Origin of the sequence: Paenibacillus sp. FSL E2-0151 (genome assembly GCF_037993015.1) — a bacterium.
GTDB lineage: Bacteria > Bacillota > Bacilli > Paenibacillales > Paenibacillaceae > Paenibacillus > Paenibacillus amylolyticus.
Genome location: NZ_CP150308.1, coordinates 4,267,718 through 4,285,440, shown reverse-complemented (window position 1 = coordinate 4,285,440; position 17,723 = coordinate 4,267,718). Strand labels below are relative to the sequence as shown.

Below are 17,723 nucleotides of genomic sequence, written 5' to 3'. Positions count from 1 at the left end.
ATTTGAAAAAGAAATGGATGAAAACTGTCGTAACGAGTAGTCTGACAGCCGTACTGGCCGTAGGGGTAATGCTTCCTGCTTCCGCGTCTGCTGCAGATTCAACATATAAGACTATCACAACGTACAAAATTACAAGCACAGACAGCTTGAAAGCTTACATTGAGAAATGGCTCAAACAAAATGGATACACCGTATCCGAGGGGCAAATTGTAGAGAAACCTGCTACGCAGCCTGATCAAACGACGAAACCTGCTGAGCCGACAACAAAACCAACTCAACCAACAACAAAACCTGCTGAGCCTACAACTAAGCCTGAGCAACCGACTAAACCAACACAACCAGCTCAAGAAGAAAAACCGGAAACTACACCGGCTAAAGATCCTTCAAACACGGGTAACACAGGTAATACAGGTAACAATACAAGTAATAATGGTAGCGAAAGCACACAATCCGACTTTGCTACTCAAGTTGTAAAACTTGTGAACGCTGAGCGTGCTAAAGCAGGTCTGAACGCTCTGACTTCAGATGCACTTCTGGACAAAGTAGCTGTTGCTAAAGTAAAAGATATGAGTAACAATAACTATTTTGATCACCAGTCACCTACGTATGGTTCTCCGTTTGATATGATGAAACAATTCGGAGTAACTTACAGCTATGCAGGTGAGAACATTGCCCAAGGACAAAAAACACCACAGGAAGTTGTTACAGCTTGGATGAATAGTGAAGGTCACCGTGCCAATATTCTGAGCAAAAACTTTACGCATATCGGTGTAGGTTTCTACAACGGATACTGGGCACAAGAGTTTATCGGTAAGTAATCGATTTATAATGAAGAAAGTATGATTTTCTTTTCCACAAGGTTATGCCAGTACACAGTTCAAATCTGTGTATGGCATAACCTTTTTTCCGTAAAATGACATATAAAAAATGAATTCTGAGAATGCAGCGCCAAAGTTTGCAAATTAACGACAGAACATTTATGTTATTTAGGAATAGCATCATCAGGGCGTGTTTGAAAACTCCGAAGTAATCGGATTTTCAGACACGCCTTAATGTAAAGTCATTATAAATTATAAATTATAAATTATAAAGCACCCGGACTGGTGTACATGAGTGGAGATGTGATGATGAAAAAGAAAAAAAGCCTGGATTCAGCACCCTGGATCTGGAGAACTGTTAGTACAGTATCCATCTTGGCAACTTTGTTGTTGTTATTTGGATTTGGATACGCCATAAAAGACGTGATTTTTCCCGAGGGAGATTCCGCATTAACGACAGGCCAGGAGGCAACTGCTCCATCTAAGGATATCGAGGGGGAACCGGCTGTCCTGGAAGATGGCAAGATTCGGATGGCCGTCATCGGTGATTCTCTGGCAAGAGGCACGGGCGATGATGAAGGACTCGGTTTTGTGAGACGTGCAGGGAATCTGCTTAAAGATAAAGGATATGACGTTCAGGTTCTTAATAATCTGGGTGTAAACGGTTTGAGAACAGATGCTTTATTGGAAAAACTCGATGAGCAAGGCGTACGTTACGTCTTACAACAATCCAATTTTATCTTGCTCTCGATCGGCGCAAATGATTTGTTCCAGGGAGGACAAGTTCTACAGGGGGAAGATCCGCCAACAGCAGAGCAGCTGGCAGCGGCTTTGCCGGAAACGTCGAAGCGCCTTCAAGAGATATTGAAGAAAGTAAAAGAAATTAATCCCGATGCGCAGATTGCGTACATAGGGTTGTACAATCCATTTGGCGATGTGAAGGAACTGGAGAAGCCAGGTAATGCAGTGGTGGCTGCATGGAACGATGCTGCACTGGCTATTTTGAACAATGAGGACAAGATGACATTGGTCCCTACATTCGATTTGTTTGAAAATCATCTGGGGGAGTATCTCTCGTCAGATCATTTCCATCCCAACGGACAAGGTTATGAGCAAATTGCAGTTCGGATTGCACAGGAATTCCAGGCAGATACACCGGCAGAAGGGAGCGGAAATTAAATGGCAGAGCAGCAGTATGATTCCGTCCTATCCGTACAGAATCTGAAAAAGCGGATCGGACGCAAATGGATCATTAAGGACGTTACATTTGACGTAAAACCTGGTGAAATCTTCGGATTTCTCGGTCCCAACGGTGCCGGCAAAACAACGACGATACGGATGCTGGTCGATCTGATCAAACCAACAGAAGGAAAAATTAAAGTCTGTGGTTATGATGTGAATCGGGACCCTGAGCGTGCTTTGAAGTATGTAGGCTCCATTGTTGAAAATCCGGAGGTATATACATATCTGACAGGGTGGGAGAACCTGGAGCATTTCGCTCGCATGCAACCAGGTGTGGACAATGAACGAATTCAGGAAGTTGTAGATATTGTGCGTCTGGATCAGCGGATTCACGATAAAGTCAGAACGTACTCATTGGGTATGCGTCAACGGCTCGGTATTGCACAAGCGCTGCTTGGACGACCGCGTCTGCTTATTCTGGATGAACCGACAAATGGTCTTGATCCAAAAGGGATTAAGGAACTTCGTGTCTTTATTAAGCAACTTGCCAGCGAAGGTATGGCTGTATTTGTCAGCAGTCACTTGTTAAGTGAGATCCAGCTTCTCTGTGACAGAGTAGCCATTATCAGTGCTGGGCGTGTGCTTGCCGTTGGAGGTGTAAGCGAACTGATTGAAGATCATTCGAAGTTGGCTATATGGCATGTTTCACCACTGGAGCAAGGCAAAAAAATGTTGCAGGATGCAGGCATTGCTCTGGTAGGTCGACCTGCGGATGTGATGGATGATACCATTGTTGCGGGCCTTGGTCCCAACGCTGTGGTTGCCGAGATGCACGAAGATCGAATTCCTGATATGGTACAACAGATGGTTCAAGCTGGTATACAGGTTGAAGGGGTACAGCGGATTCAGCCTACGCTTGAACAACTATTCTTAAAAATGACAGAAGGTGAATCCATTGAGTAATATCATGCCGCTGATCCGCAATGAAACGATTAAGATGGTGAAGAAAAAACGGCTTTATATTATATTTATTGTACTTGCGGTCCTCGTACCGATGTTTACGTATGCCCAGATGAAATCTGCGGAGAATAATCGCGACAAGTTTGGCGGCGATTGGCGTCTTGAACTGCAACAGGCCATCACAGACAATCAAAATTCGCTCGGTAGCGACCGGGTACCTGAAGAGTACAAAAAATATAGAACAGTATACATCCAGCAGATGCAGTATTATCTTGAGAATGACATCAATCCCAAAGAACCGGGCGGTGTCACCTTTACGCGGGAGTTCATGAACAACGCGGTTGGATTGTTTATTCCACTGTTAATCATGGCTATTGCTTCAGATCTTGTTTCTGGTGAACGTACGACAGGTACGATTAAAATGCTTTTAACGCGTCCGGTTAGACGCTGGAAAGTGCTTTTGAGTAAATTAATTACGCTGATTATGTTTGTTTCGATCATAGTGGTATCAGCCTACATTATATGTTATGTCATATCGGGTGCGGTCTTTGGTTATAAAGGCTTCAACATGCCAATCTTCACAGGATTCAAAGTTGTGGGAACAGATGTCGATATGTCGGCAGTGCATGCTGTAGACCAGTGGCTGTACATGCTCATGCAGGCAGGACTGATCTGGTTTGTGAGTGTAATTGTGGCTATGCTTGCATTTATGGTATCTGTGCTTGTGCGCAGTACTGCTGCAAGTATTGTTATCATGATGGCCGCTTTGATTGCAGGAACAATCTTGACCAGTATGGCAGCGTCCTGGCAGACCGCGAAGTATTTGTTCATGGTTAACCTCGAACTTCCGAATTATTTGTCTGGCGGGTTACCTCCAATCGAGGGTATGAATTTAGGTTTTTCCCTTATTGTGCTTAGTGTTTGGGGCATTGCTTCACTCATTGTGTCATTCCTTGTCTTTACGAAACGGGATATCTTGAATTAAAATGGACAAGGATAAGAAAACATCTGTTTGCATTTTAGGCATTTTTTTAGTTGCAAGTTAAGAAGGGGGAGCATGAATGGTCGAGCAAATCGATATGTCGGCAGGTTCGACAGGCGGAGGACAGGGGTCTTCAGGCTACGACGCGGACGACATTCAAGTACTTGAAGGGTTGGTAGCGGTACGGAAACGGCCGGGGATGTACATCGGTAGCACCAGCACTTCAGGTTTACATCATTTGGTATGGGAAATTGTCGACAACGCTGTCGACGAACATCTCGCCAAATTCTGCTCCAAAATCGATATCACGCTGCATAAGGACGGTTCTATTACGGTTCAGGATAACGGAAGGGGAATTCCGACAGGTATACATAAAACAGGGATTCCTACTCCCCAGGTCGTGTTTACGATTTTGCACGCAGGCGGAAAGTTCGGTGGATCAGGATACAAAAAATCAGGCGGTTTGCACGGTGTAGGTGCGTCAGTTACTAACGCATTGTCCGAGTGGCTTGAAGTCGAGATTTTCCGTGATGGCAAGATTCATCGTCAGCGATTCGAGTATTGGAAGGACAAAAAAGGGATTGAACATGTCGGTGAACCGGTCTCCGGTCTCGAAGTGTTGGGCAATACCAATCGGACAGGTACAAAAGTTACATTTAAACCGGATATTCGGGTGTTCCAGAGCGGTATTCAATTTAATTATGATACATTGGCAGAACGTCTTCAGGAGATTGCTTTTCTGAATTCGGGTCTGAGAATTGTGCTCAAGGATGAACGTTCGGGCAATCAGGATGAATACATGTATGAAGGTGGAGCAAGCCAGTTTGTTGCTTTTCTTAACGAAAATAAAGATGTGCTGCATGATGTTATTCACTTCTATGCGGAGAAGGATGACATTGAAGTCGAAGTGGCAATCCAGTATAACGCGGGTTATACCGAAACGCTGGCTTCGTTCGTGAACTCGATCTCTACTCGGGGTGGCGGTACACATGAGACCGGATTCAGGGCTGCGTATACTCGTGTAATGAATGACTACGCGCGCCGTACCAGCATGATTAAGGAAAAAGATAAAAACCTTGAAGGCAATGATTTGCGTGAAGGTATGATGGCCGTCATCAGTGTCAAGATGTCAGAGGTTGAGTTCGTAGGTCAGACCAAGGATCAGCTCGGCAGCGCTTCCGCTCGAAGTGCAGTGGATTCGGTCGTGTCCGAGAATATTCAACGGTTTCTGGAAGAAAACCCGCAGGTAGCGCAAACGTTAATTCGCAAAGCGGTCCAAGCCTCCAGAGCCAGAGAAGCAGCCCGCAAAGCACGTGATGATATGCGCACAGGCAAGAAACGTAGCGAAAGTTCCAACCTGAACGGCAAACTAACGCCGGCGCAATCAAAGGATTTTACCCGAAATGAGTTATTTATTGTCGAAGGGGATTCCGCAGGTGGTTCTGCCAAACAGGGACGTGACTCGAAGATTCAGGCTATTCTGCCGCTCAAGGGAAAACCGCTCAATCCGGAAAAATCAAAGCTGGCCGACATTCTCAAAAATGAAGAATACCGCGCCATTACAGCGGCGATCGGGGCGGGCATAGGAACCGAATTTGCAGTTGAAGACAGCAATTATTCCAAAATTATCATTATGACCGATGCGGATACGGACGGCGCACATATTCAGGTGCTGCTGTTGACCTTCTTTTATCGTTATATGAAGCCTTTAATTGATGCAGGCAAAGTATATATTGCTCAGCCGCCATTGTACAAACTTACTCGTAAGTCTGGTAAGCTTGCGAGTGTTCGATATGCATGGACGGATGAAGAACTGGCCAATTATATGAAGGAATTCGGTAATAATGTTGAGCTTCAACGTTATAAAGGTCTTGGTGAGATGAATCCGGATCAACTGTGGGAGACAACAATGAATCCGGAAACTCGTGCGATGCTGAAGGTACAGATTGTTGATGCAGCAAAAGCAGAACGTCGTGTATCTACGCTCATGGGTGATAAGGTTGATCCGCGGAAACGCTGGATCGTAGAGAACGTCGACTTTACAGAGTACGAAGAATAGAAGGTGCTTGGAATGAGTCCATCAGAACAATTTATGCCGGCCTTTCTCGAAGAGGTCGTTGGGGACCGTTTCGGTCGCTACTCCAAATATATTATTCAGGATCGAGCCATTCCGGATGTCCGGGATGGGTTGAAGCCAGTACAACGGCGTATTCTATACGCCATGTACGATTCAGGTAATACGCCTGACAAGACTTACCGCAAGTCTGCCAAAACCGTTGGGGACGTAATGGGTAATTATCATCCACATGGTGACTCATCCATCTATGAGGGCATGGTGCGGATGGCTCAGCCATGGAAAATGGGCCATATGCTCGTGGACGGTCATGGTAACTGGGGATCACAGGATGATGACCCGGCAGCGGCGATGCGGTATACGGAGGCCCGTTTGTCGCCCATCGCGATGGAGATGCTTCGCGATATCGAGAAACGGACGGTTCTGTTTAAGGATAATTTTGATAATACGGCCAAAGAACCGGTTGTATTGCCATCCCGTTATCCGAACTTGCTGGTTAATGGTGTCAGCGGTATTTCCTCCGGATTTGCAACGGAGATTCCTCCACACAATTTACGTGAAGTCATTGATGCTTCGATCGCTGTGATGGAGAAACCGTCGATTGAGCTGGACGAAATCATGATGTTTATGAAGGGTCCTGACTTTCCAACAGGCGGATTGATTATGGGCGGTGACGGCATTCTGGATGCCTATCGCACAGGTAAGGGACGGATCTATATCCGGTCCAAAACCGAGATTGAAAACATGCGCGGTGGTAAACAGCAGATCGTTATTACCGAAATTCCGTATCAGGTCGTGAAATCTCGTCTGGTTACAGCGATGGAGAACATCCGACTTGAGAAGAAGGTTGAAGGTATTGCCGAAGTGCGTGATGAGAGCGGACGTGAAGGTCTGCGAATCGTGGTTGAGTTGAAAAAAGAAGCGGACGCACAAGGTATTTTGGCTTATTTGCTGAAGAAAACCGACCTGCAGGTCACCTATAATTTCAATATGGTGGCGATTGTGAATAAAGCACCTCATCAATTAGGATTGAAATCGATCCTCGAGGCTTACATTGCCCATCAGCGGGAGGTTGTAACCTTCCGTACCCGGTTTGAGCTGGAGAAGGCGCAAGACCGTGCGCATGTGCTCGAGGGCTTGGTAAAAGCACTTAACATCCTTGACGAGGTCATTGCGGCTATCAAAGCGTCGAAGAACCGTCAAGATGCCCAAAACAACCTGATGTGGATGTTTGGATTCACGGAACGCCAAGCGGATTCCATCCTTACGTTGCAATTGTACCGTTTGACGAATCTGGAGATCAATTCTCTGGAGAAGGAACTCGGTGAACTGATGAAAAAGATTGCACAATTACAATCCATTCTGGATAGTGACCGCAAGCTCATCGGAGTCATCCGTAAGGAATTGATGGAGATTCGTGAGAAATACGGCATAGACCGTCGTTCTGCGATCCAGGGTGAAGTGGAAGAACTTAAGGTTAATCTCGAAGTACTTGTGAATGCGGAAGATGTATTTGTTACGTTATCCAAAGAGGGATATGTGAAACGTACAGGCATGCAGTCCTTTACACGTTCTGGTGGTGAACGGAGCGGAAGTGGTGTGAAAGACGGCGATTATATCGCTCAGGTTCTGGAAGTAAATACGCTTGAGAACTTGCTTGTCTTTACGAGGAAAGGTCAGTACTTCCTGTTACCTGTTCACCAGGTACCTGAATTCAAGTGGAAAGATCCAGGCACAGCCATTGTGAATGTCATTCCCCTTGCGAAAGATGACCGTATTGCAAGTGTGCTTGCTGTGAAATCCTTTGAAGAGCCAAATCACAGTCTGGTCTTCGTTACACGAAGAGGACAGGTGAAACGAACGGAGCTGAAGGATTACGTTACCAAACGTTCCGGTGCAGTTGCGGCATGTAAAGTGGGCAAGGACGATGAAGTGTTATCTGTACATCTAAGTACAGGTGGTCAAGATATTATGTTGATTACAAAAGAAGCCATGGCGATTCGTTTCCGAGAGGATGAGGTTAATCCAATGGGACGTGTATCCGGTGGTGTTCGTGGTATTCAGTTAAGAGATACAGATGAAGTTGTATCGGCTCTATGGGTAGAAGGAGATGAAGGTGAAGTTGCCGTGTTGTCCGATCTGGGATATGGTAAACGATCATTACTTCTGGATTACGCTATACAGAGCCGTGGAGGCAAGGGGCTTGCCACATTCGAGTTCAAAGAAGGCAAACGTGTGAAACCGAATGGTAGCCGTATTGTTGGAGCGTTTTATTGCAAAGAGCAACGTAAGATCACTGTAATGACCAAAGAAGGCCAAGTGTTCCCGATCTCTTCGGAAGGTGTTCCGATTACAGAGCGCAAACATATTGGCAAGCTGATCGTTCATGTGGACAAACAGGACGAGATCGTTGAACTTCTAAGGGACTTCAATGAGAATCAACCACCATCATCTTCATAAAAACAAACAAACGAGACTTTTCGCAGAACAGCTAATCCTGTCATGCGAGAAGTCTTTTTTTGTTGTTCGAAGGCGGATTAGAAGAGGGCATTCATGCAAAGTTTAACAACCTTCGTCGATTACGGTCGATCGCTAGGAAATTGAAAAAAGGCAGCAGGAATGCGGCTTTGGAGCGCGAAAACTTAAGCAGGTGAAGTGATAACCGGTTGCAGAGAGGAGCGATGGAAGATGTATAATTCCGATTTTGCCAAGTGCTGGTCCAGGTTGACCAAAGATTATAAATTGCATATGGATCAAGAGCTGGCACCCTCATTAACGGAGGCTCAGCTGGCTGTTTTGGAGGTACTTGAAGACCATCAGAAGATGAAACCTTCGGATCTGATTCCTTATCTGTCAACTACGCCAGCTGCTGTAACCATGCTGCTCGATCGAATGGAGAAGAATGATCTGATTCGCAGGAATCGGGATAATCAGGATCGACGCATTGTGTGGGTATCTCTGTCAGAGAAAGGAAGAATGGAGACAGAGCGGGGAATCACCATCCGGAATGAATTCATGAACTCTGTTCTCAGTAACATTTCGATGCACAATCAACAATTGCTGGTATATCTGTTAGGCAAAATGACAACACCCAAAACCAAAGAGCCTGCCTTATCTACTTCGGTATGATACCATGCTGATTCTTATGAATAACCATAGGAGTGCCTGCTCGTTTCGTGCAGGAGCCCTATGGTTATTTTATTTACAAATTACATATGCTACACACTGTGTCCAGGTTAGTTGAGTAAAGGCATGGATGTAACACAGTTAGTATGTCCTAATATTATTTTTGCGAATTCATATGTAAAGAGTTGACTATGTAAATATTTTTGTTATAATAAATAATTGTTCCCCTGATATTTCGTGTACGAAATATTATATTCCAAAAGTAAAAGGGTGAAACAATGACTGATACGTATGAAGTATTCTATATTATTAATTCGTTCCGCCAAGTGAATCAAATGCTTTTTCGAGCATTTTGGAATGAGAACAAGGAGATCGAGCTGACTTCGATCCAGTTTATGGTGTTATCCATTCTGAGGGAGCGTCCTTCCATTGGCATCAATGAAGTGGCTGAGCTATGCCATATGGGTAGCAGTTCCATGAGCGCTGTTGTAGAGCGACTGGTCAAAGGCGAGTATATCGTTCGGACACGTTCGGATGCTGACCGCCGATCCGTTAAACTTCAGATTACGGATAAAGGGGAACAGGCCCAACAGGAAACGCACCATTTGTGGATGGAAAGAGTATCACCCATTCTGGACATATCGAAGGAAGACCTTGAGCACCTACTTAGAATTCATAGTCAAATGATTGAAAAGTTAGAAGGAAGAGAGATGAACAACATATGAGTACGACTACTGCTGCAGCTCCATCCTCAGCGATGGACAACATCAAGAAAGGCCCAATTGTAGCGGCATTGTTAATTGGTGCCTTTGTGGCATTCCTGAACCAAACCCTGATGAACGTAGCGCTTCCTAAAATCATGGAAGACCTCGGCATCGGGCCAAACAAAGCCCAATGGTTAACTACGGGTTATATGCTTGTGAACGGTGTGCTGATTCCAATTACGGCATATCTGATTGCCAAATTTTCAACGCGTCAAATTTTCATTACAGCCATGACTCTATTTACCATAGGTACATTAGTCTGTGGTCTTAGTCCAACCTTCACCATTCTGATGGTAGGTCGTGTTATTCAAGCGGCAGGTGCAGGTATCCTGATGCCTCTGATGACCGTTGTATTCCTGACCATCTTCCCAATTGAGAAACGCGGTCAGGCCATGGGAACCATGGGGATTGCGATGATTCTGGCTCCTGCGATTGGGCCTACACTTTCAGGTTATGTGGTTGAGCATTATTCCTGGAGATTGTTGTTCTACATCATCTTGCCATTCTCTATTATTGCAACGGCAATTGGTATTGCTTTTGTCAAAAACGTAACACGTCAGTCCAGACCTAAACTGGATTATCCAGGCGTTATTTTATCTACACTTGGTTTTGGTAGTTTGCTCTACGGATTCAGTGATGCGGGTACCGATGGATGGGGCAGTGCAATTGTCATTGGATGTCTCGTCGTAGGTGCGATATCCCTGATTCTGTTCGTTATTCGTCAACTGACAACAGATCATCCGCTCCTTGAGTTCCGTATTTTCAAGTACAACATGTATACATTAACAACGATTATCAATATGCTCGTGACCATGGCGATGTTTGCAGGTATGATCCTGCTTCCTATTTTCCTGCAAAACATTCGTGGATTCTCACCGATTGAATCAGGACTTCTGATGATGCCTGGTGCGATATTGATGGGGATTATGTCCCCAATTACAGGTCGCATATTTGATAAAGTGGGCGCACGCTGGCTTTCGGTTGCAGGTCTTGCCATTACGGCAATTACAACTTTTGGACTGAGTCGTCTGGCAATCGATACTACCTACGGCTACATGATGTTTATCTACACGGCTCGTATGTTCGGTATGTCGATGCTGATGATGCCAATCCAGACAGCAGGTCTGAATCAACTGCCTCAACGTCTGAACGCGCATGGTACAGCGATGTCCAATACATTGCGTACAGTTGCCGGTGCGATTGGTACAGCAATTCTGGTTACTATCATGAGTAGTAAGCTCAAAACACATCTGGCGGATGCAGTGGCTGCTGGCCAAGTTGACCCTAATAATAAGACAGCGATGTTAGCAGCTACAGCAGATGCAACGATTTACGGCGTTAACTATGCATTCATCGTGGCTACCGGAATGACCGTGGTTGCTTTGATCATGGCGTTCTTTATTCGGAAAACAAAACCAGCTGTTGAGCCTGTTACTGTAGAACAGGAAAAAGCGACGGCTACAGCATAACGAATATCAGATAAAACCAAAAAGAGAACTCTAGCAGTCGAAGGGGTAACCCTAACTGCCTGAGTTCTCTTTTTTTGGTGTGCGCGATAGGAGGAGAGTACTTTTATTATTCGGGCTGGATCGTTGGATCGATAAGAAATACAGGATCGGGCTCATGACCGAACTGTTTGAGATTAATGGTTCCGTTTAGTTGAAACTCCACACCTTCGCTAATCAGTTCTGTTTCCTGCATCATGCGCGAGTGTTCGTCCGGTATGGAGATTTCTCCTTTTGCATTGACGACACGGTGCCAGGGCAGACGTTCCTTTCGGCTCATCGAGTGCAGAATACGTACGACTTGTCTCGCGGCTCTTGGACTTCCGGCATGGGCTGCGATCTGACCGTAAGTCATCACTTTACCTTCAGGAATCGCTGCGATGATCGCAACGACTTGTTTGGTAAACGGGGTCATCATGATGTCTCCTCTCTGTATTTTAGGTATATAGCTGAAAATATGAAAAAACGTGTCGTTCAGATACAGAATCTGAACGACACGTTGTATGGACAGATGTAACCTGATCCTGTGCACTTATAGAGGTTGTTCGATAATACCGCTTCTGATCCCATCGTAACGGTACTGAAAATCAGTCTTTTGAACACGTACTTATTGAGGTTGTCCAAAAGCTTTTTGGTACACGGTAGCGGGCCATTCTGCCCAGGGGAATTCTCTTGCAGGCAAAGATTGCAGAATAACTTCTTCCTTAGTAACTGGATGAGGAAAAGCAGCAATCGCCGACCATAGAGCAATCTGTTGCCCGGGTTTATTCACGCTTGCGCCGTACTTCTGATCCCCGTACAGAGGGCAGCCGATTTCTTTCATTTGCACTCGAATCTGATGAGATCTGCCGGTGTGCAGTTCGATATGGACGAGGCTGTAACGGTCTGTCTCGCCGATAACACGGTAATCCAGAACGGCATCCTTACCGCCAGCCGTACCTTTAGGTACAACAGTAACGGTATTTGTACGTGCATCTTTCAGGAGCGTGTGTTTTAACGTTCCCTGCTGTGCAGGTAACTTGCCATGTACAACAGCCGCATATATTTTACGGAAATGACGTCCCCGCACAGTCTCGGACAATCTCGAAGCTGCTTTAGAAGTCTTGGCAAAAATCATTGCCCCTCCAACAGGACGATCAAGTCGGTGTACTAACCCGAGATAAACATTGCCAGGTTTGTTGTATCGTTCTTTCAAATCCTGCTTCAGCAATGTAAGCAAATCCGGATCACCTGATGAATCTTCCTGGGTAGGTACATTGACCGGCTTCGTAATGCCTAACAGATGGTTGTCTTCAAACAGAATCGGAATCGCATCGTGGTCATGCCGATGTTCTGACATGATTAAGACTCCCAACGGCCCAGAATACCACAAGGCAGATCAAGACCACTACGTGTGATCGGCAGACCAATTTCACCTGCAGTAATGTCACCACCGTACTGAGCAGACATCGTCATGGTCAACATGTTGCGCAGAACCGTAGAGGAAATGCCCGTAGTGTAGGAGTTAACCAGCATGAATAATGGATTATCCGATAAGATCGTCATACACGACTTCAGGAAAGGATATAGGTTCTCTTCCAGTTTCCATGTCTCTCCATTAGGGCCACGGCCATATGAAGGAGGGTCCATAATAATGGCGTCGTAACGATTTCCGCGACGTTGTTCCCGTTGTACAAATTTGAATACATCATCTGTAATAAAACGAACAGGGCGATCAGCCAGTCCGGATAATTGAACATTTTCCTTGGCCCATTGAACCATGCCTTTAGCTGCATCCACATGCACAACAGAAGCGCCTGCGTAAGCTGCGGCTACCGTTGCTCCGCCTGTATAGGCAAACAGGTTCAAAACAGAAATAGGGCGTCCTGCATTGGAAATTTTATCCATCATCCAGCTCCAGTTAGCAGCTTGTTCAGGGAACAGGCCAGTGTGCTTAAAGCTGGTAGGTTTAATGTGGAATTTCAGGTTTTCGTATCCGATCGTCCAGCGCTCGGGAATGGGCTTTTTCATATCCCAGTTACCGCCACCGGAAGAACTGCGATGATAGTGACCATGCACCTGACGCCATTCATTGGTTTCTTGCTCAAGGGGCCAGATAATCTGTGGATCGGGTCTGCGTAAAATCACATCTCCCCAACGCTCCAGTTTCTCGCCGCCTCCTGTATCAATTACTTCATAGTCCTTCCAATTCTTAGCTACGTACATAATGATTTATCCATCCTTCAAAAGTCATTTGGATACTATTGTACAACAAAAAAGGGCTTGGACGCCAGTTGGGGGACGGGAGTGCACCATATACTGAAAAACAAAGATAACCAAAAATTTAATTTGACAATGATAATCATTATCACATATGATTTTGTTAATCCAAAATTCATTCTTTCTTCATAGAGAGAATATAACATGATCAAATTAAAGTGAGGGAAAAATAGATGGCTAAATTGTTAGTGGCTTATGCGAGCATGACAGGAAATACAGAAGAAATTGCAGAACTGATTGTGGAAGGAATTACACAGGGAGGCCACGAGGCAGACCTGAAATCCGTAACGGATTGTAATGCATCTGATGTATTGGACTATGACGGATTCATGATCGGTGTGTACACCTGGGGAGATGGGGAGTTGCCAGATGAATTCCTTGATTTCTATGAGGAGCTGGATGAGCTTGACCTGAGTGGTAAGAGAGCTGCGGTGTTTGGTAGTGGTGACACCTCGTATGAGCAGTTCTGCGGTGCAGTTGATCTGGCGGCTGCCAAGCTGCAGGAGCGTGGGGCGGAGGTATCTCCAGAGATGTTGAAAATTGAATATAGTCCGCTTGAGCAGGAGAAAGAAACATGCCGTGACTTTGGCAAACGCTTCGCTGCTGCCGGATTACAGGTATCCTAAAGATCATGTTAAGACATAATGTTCAGGCAGCGATGCCAGTCGGAAGGAATGATCTTCCTGGACGTCTGCTTGAAGATTACAGATTGGAAGAAATGCTGCGCAGCCCACATCGATTCATCCGCCCTGAACCAGTGTCTGAGCAGCGTCTTCCACTTCAATGGAGGCACCGTGTACAATATGCGGTGAGCCATGCGGTCAATGCTTTTTACAGTCTCGACCCCGATGTTCGCAAAGAGGTACCCGTACAGTATTTACTTGAGAAGTGGTGGCCCAGAAAGACGGATGGTTTCGAATCTGTTCTCCATTACTGGGATGTGAAGAACAAGATTACGGATGAATTGTCACTCGCCATTGCAATGAACGATGATTTGAAGCATCCAGCCATTCTTTTTGAACAGTGGAGAACGGAGTTACCTTCATTATCCATGCATTTATCGATGATATTTCAGGCGGCCTGGCAACCAGAAGGCTGGGATTCGTTGCTGATTCAGAAATATATGGTTGTCCATGATCCAAACGTAGTTGAGGCATTTCAGCATATGGTCAGTGCATTCTGCTGGGAAGCCTTCGGAAAATTACCGGGTATGATCGAGATATACTGCTTGTTGGAAGGACGCAAAATAAGGTACATCCCTGGACGCCAGTCTCTGATCCGTTCCATGGACTACATTCGCTTGATACGTGACAGCATGCCGCAAGCAGAAGTGGTGGAGTCAGAACAGTTTACGACGCGTGATAAAGCGCGCATCCACGAAGAGGTAGATCGCTGGAGAACGGAAGCCATTGAACCGAAGAAAACATGGTTGATGTGAAGACAGTTGAAGGATAACGATATATCATGCAGATAGAGGAGGGGAAGTTGCCATGTCTACCGGTCTAAGTCAAGATATAAGCAGCAGCAAGAGACGTGCAGGAACTTGCGAATTCAGTCCGTTGCCAGTACCCCAGTCGGTTATACGAAAGTTGCTTGATGAAGCAGATCCTTCATTATATGTAATGAGTTCAGAACCTTGGAGGTTTATGTTGTTTGCAGGCGAAGGACGACAGCTTTATCTGGAAGCGGTCAGACAGAGCTATCCACCCCATCTGGCTGATCGCTACGGCGATTGGGCTACATATCAATACACGGAAGCAATCCCTACCCATCTGGTTGTCGTGGCGCCTAGAAATGCCCGTGAGGATGATCTTCTGCCGGCCAAAGCCTGGAGCAAACGCTTTAGTATTCTGGCTGCGGAACAGGGGTTGAATGCTGTCTGGAAGATCAATGATTATCAACAACATCCTGTGTTTATGAATTTGATGGGTTTGACAAGTGAAGAGAAGGTGCTGGGGGTCTTTCATATCGGTTACGGAGACCAGCCTGCATTGCGGGATATGGATGCAAGCAGACCAGCCTCTGAACTGATGACGGTCTATGACCATCTGGTCTAAAAAAATGATTCATTAGTTCTGTTATATGCTGGTGTTGAATAGAAAATCACGAACGAGCTGACGATTCGTCTGATCTTTATTGTAGACGGAGAACAACCGATTGGATACCGTAAGAACATTGCCAAAAAAGAATCGTTCGAATTGGGTCTGTCTGCCCCCGAATGAACCAGACCCAAGCTCCCAGATCAGGCGGAACAGAGCGTTGCGTTCGTGAGAAGGCATATCGTTCCCTTTCAGATATATATTCAGTGAAGGAGCGATATCGGATTGAAACTCTTCTTCCTGAGGGATCATAATCACCCCGCTCGAACCCAAGAGCTGCAGAATTTCAATCATCTCAGGATAAAGTTTCGGAAAGAGGAGATTAGCTGCCATCAACGGTTTGGGTGCAGGTAATACAAATCCTCTTCCGTCTGGTATTGCACCTGCCTCCGCGGCCAAAGCTAATGCTTTTAACGATTCAAGACCTGCGAACACACGTGCAGTTTTCTCTATAACATGTGCTTCCGTATTCAGATCCAGCGTATCCGTGAGAAGCTGGATTGTACCGAGAACAAATTCCGTCTTGGCAATATAACGACACAATACCTGATGACCAGCGTGAATATGAAAGTTGCTACCACTGAAGAGACGCGAGGACATTTCCTCACTTCCTGCAAAAAATATCCGTTCATGCGGAACGAGCACCCGGTCAAAGATGACGATATTGTCCATTTCTTCATACCTGGAGCTCAGCGGATAGTTAGCGTGAGATTCGGCCGCGTAGGTATCCCTGCATACCAGACTGATACCCGGAAGATCATTGGGGACAGCAAAAGAGAATGCAAATGGATTTTCGTCATCAAATGGGGCGGGAGAAGGTGACGGATAGACAAAAATCTCATCCGAAGTGGCAGCTTGTGTAGCCATCATGAATGCTCCGCTAATAATGAGACCTTCCTCGGTGCGATCCACGACCTTTGCGGCAATAGCATCTTCAGTAGCATCCAATTGCCCTGAGATTTTGCTGGCATATGGCTGAATGAAGGCATGGGATAGTGTGATATCATGATCACGGCAGTACGCATAATAATTTTTGAGATTTTCTGCATATTGGGGAGATAGTTCGTTCAGGAGATCGGCACCTGTGTAAAAGGACATTATGGCTGTATTCATGTAATCGGGTGAGCGACCAAGAAAGCCGTGATGCACATTTGCCCAGATATTCATCCCTTCCCGTCGTTTACGGAGGTCGTCGGCACTGGTTGGAGGCAGGAAGGATATGCCCACAGGTTTGCCGTCTGCCGGGGAGGCATACGTCATCGTTTCTGCAAATTTAGGATCAGATTGCAGATCATACATGTACATCTGAGTCTCCATCAAACCAGCAAATGCTACATGTTCAGAGCGTTTTCCAGTAATAAGGTTACCTTTGTACCAGCAAGGGACGGACTGTGCATCAATTCGTTCGCGATACTGTGTGCCACTTTTAACAGGCATTGTTATTCACCTCTTGGTTCTAATCGTTCATGGGCATACTGACTTCTTACGTAGTGTACGTAGGTCATCTGTCCAATGTGCATTGAAGAGGTGAGAAGGATTTTTACAGAATAGGGCTTGATAATAATTATCATTCTTGTTACAATAGACAAAGAAAAAAGGAACCGGTAAGGGCTCCTTTAAGTGAATCACATGAAATTACTTATTTTACTTCAAAAGTCTTACAGTCTGTTTCAGCAGACTGACTTGCTTCTTTGTTACTGTGACTCACAATGTAGATCGAAGAAGCGTTACATTTGTTCTCTTGAGCCCAGTGACGACAGGAATTAACTTCACACAATACGTCTTTTGCCATGATTGTTAACCTCACTTTAATTGGATTACAGTCGTTGGTATAAAGAATCCGGATATAACAAGTTGCCGCTTGTCAATCTGGAAAATTTTGTTGCTCTCACGAAATTCGGAGGGCTTTTTTGCGTTATACACAACGATGCACACTTAGAATAGCAAATTTTAT

Annotated in this window: 17 protein-coding genes; 12 read left to right on the top strand and 5 right to left on the bottom strand. The window is 45.5% G+C overall.

Going from position 1 to position 17,723, the window contains the following annotated elements; all coding sequences use genetic code 11:
* Window positions 1–2 precede the first annotated feature (2 nt).
* From MHI55_RS19290 to MHI55_RS19250, 9 genes are all read left to right on the top strand, one after another.
* Complete coding sequence (locus MHI55_RS19290; RefSeq protein ID WP_051447300.1) at window positions 3–818, top strand: CAP domain-containing protein; 816 nt, start codon at window positions 3–5, stop codon at window positions 816–818.
* 306 nt (window positions 819–1,124) lie between these two features.
* On the top strand, window positions 1,125–1,997 hold the full coding sequence (locus tag MHI55_RS19285) for a GDSL-type esterase/lipase family protein (protein WP_340386648.1): 873 nt from the start codon (window positions 1,125–1,127) through the stop codon (window positions 1,995–1,997).
* Window positions 1,998–2,963, top strand: coding sequence for an ABC transporter ATP-binding protein (locus MHI55_RS19280; protein ID WP_036613296.1), 966 nt, complete (start codon window positions 1,998–2,000; stop codon window positions 2,961–2,963). It abuts the gene before it with no gap.
* Window positions 2,956–3,945 (top strand): ABC transporter permease, encoded by a 990-nt coding sequence (locus MHI55_RS19275; protein ID WP_036613298.1) that lies wholly within the window; start codon window positions 2,956–2,958, stop codon window positions 3,943–3,945. Before MHI55_RS19280 ends, MHI55_RS19275 begins: the two co-directional genes overlap by 8 nt.
* 76 nt (window positions 3,946–4,021) lie before the next feature.
* Window positions 4,022–6,001: a DNA topoisomerase IV subunit B gene (gene parE / locus MHI55_RS19270; protein ID WP_036613300.1), complete on the top strand. Its 1,980-nt coding sequence runs from the start codon at window positions 4,022–4,024 to the stop codon at window positions 5,999–6,001.
* Between the two features lie 12 nt (window positions 6,002–6,013).
* Window positions 6,014–8,476 (top strand): DNA gyrase subunit A, encoded by a 2,463-nt coding sequence (gyrA, locus tag MHI55_RS19265; protein WP_340386647.1) that lies wholly within the window; start codon window positions 6,014–6,016, stop codon window positions 8,474–8,476.
* Window positions 8,477–8,704: 228 nt separating this feature from the next.
* Window positions 8,705–9,145 carry a MarR family transcriptional regulator gene (locus tag MHI55_RS19260; RefSeq protein WP_036613306.1) on the top strand — a complete coding sequence of 147 codons (441 nt, stop codon included), beginning with the start codon at window positions 8,705–8,707 and terminating at the stop codon, window positions 9,143–9,145.
* A 275-nt stretch (window positions 9,146–9,420) separates the two neighbouring features.
* Window positions 9,421–9,867 carry a MarR family transcriptional regulator gene (locus tag MHI55_RS19255; protein WP_036613308.1) on the top strand — a complete coding sequence of 149 codons (447 nt, stop codon included), beginning with the start codon at window positions 9,421–9,423 and terminating at the stop codon, window positions 9,865–9,867.
* Entirely contained in the window at window positions 9,864–11,375 is a 1,512-nt protein-coding gene (locus MHI55_RS19250) for a DHA2 family efflux MFS transporter permease subunit (RefSeq protein WP_340030689.1), read from the top strand. The genes MHI55_RS19255 and MHI55_RS19250 overlap by 4 nt, the downstream gene beginning before the upstream one ends.
* 106 nt (window positions 11,376–11,481) lie before the next feature.
* On the opposite strand, the gene MHI55_RS19245 is transcribed toward MHI55_RS19250, so the two are convergent.
* The 3 genes from MHI55_RS19245 to MHI55_RS19235 form a co-directional block, all read right to left on the bottom strand.
* Entirely contained in the window at window positions 11,482–11,826 is a 345-nt protein-coding gene (locus MHI55_RS19245) for an MGMT family protein (RefSeq protein ID WP_036613313.1), read from the bottom strand.
* A gap of 192 nt (window positions 11,827–12,018) precedes the next feature.
* Window positions 12,019–12,750 carry an RNA pseudouridine synthase gene (locus MHI55_RS19240; RefSeq protein ID WP_253501292.1) on the bottom strand — a complete coding sequence of 244 codons (732 nt, stop codon included), beginning with the start codon at window positions 12,748–12,750 and terminating at the stop codon, window positions 12,019–12,021.
* A 2-nt stretch (window positions 12,751–12,752) separates the two neighbouring features.
* Window positions 12,753–13,616: a class I SAM-dependent methyltransferase gene (locus MHI55_RS19235; RefSeq protein WP_017687801.1), complete on the bottom strand. Its 864-nt coding sequence runs from the start codon at window positions 13,614–13,616 to the stop codon at window positions 12,753–12,755.
* A gap of 227 nt (window positions 13,617–13,843) precedes the next feature.
* Between MHI55_RS19235 and MHI55_RS19230 the strand changes: the two genes are divergently transcribed.
* From MHI55_RS19230 to MHI55_RS19220, 3 genes are read left to right on the top strand one after another with little or no spacing between them, the layout of a single operon-like run.
* The gene (locus MHI55_RS19230; protein ID WP_017687802.1) at window positions 13,844–14,296 is read left to right on the top strand and encodes a flavodoxin; all 453 of its coding nucleotides are present in this window, start codon (window positions 13,844–13,846) and stop codon (window positions 14,294–14,296) included.
* A gap of 5 nt (window positions 14,297–14,301) precedes the next feature.
* Window positions 14,302–15,108 carry a hypothetical protein gene (locus MHI55_RS19225; RefSeq protein ID WP_076250045.1) on the top strand — a complete coding sequence of 269 codons (807 nt, stop codon included), beginning with the start codon at window positions 14,302–14,304 and terminating at the stop codon, window positions 15,106–15,108.
* A 52-nt stretch (window positions 15,109–15,160) separates the two neighbouring features.
* Complete coding sequence (locus tag MHI55_RS19220; RefSeq protein ID WP_074095588.1) at window positions 15,161–15,727, top strand: nitroreductase family protein; 567 nt, start codon at window positions 15,161–15,163, stop codon at window positions 15,725–15,727.
* A 21-nt stretch (window positions 15,728–15,748) separates the two neighbouring features.
* On the opposite strand, the gene MHI55_RS19215 is transcribed toward MHI55_RS19220, so the two are convergent.
* Both MHI55_RS19215 and MHI55_RS19210 read right to left on the bottom strand, forming a co-directional pair.
* Window positions 15,749–17,206, bottom strand: a complete 1,458-nt coding sequence (locus MHI55_RS19215; protein WP_340386646.1) for a 4-hydroxyphenylacetate 3-hydroxylase N-terminal domain-containing protein — start codon at window positions 17,204–17,206, stop codon at window positions 15,749–15,751.
* Between the two features lie 202 nt (window positions 17,207–17,408).
* Window positions 17,409–17,561 carry a DUF1540 domain-containing protein gene (locus MHI55_RS19210; RefSeq protein ID WP_076209985.1) on the bottom strand — a complete coding sequence of 51 codons (153 nt, stop codon included), beginning with the start codon at window positions 17,559–17,561 and terminating at the stop codon, window positions 17,409–17,411.
* Between the last annotated feature and the right edge of the window lie 162 nt (window positions 17,562–17,723).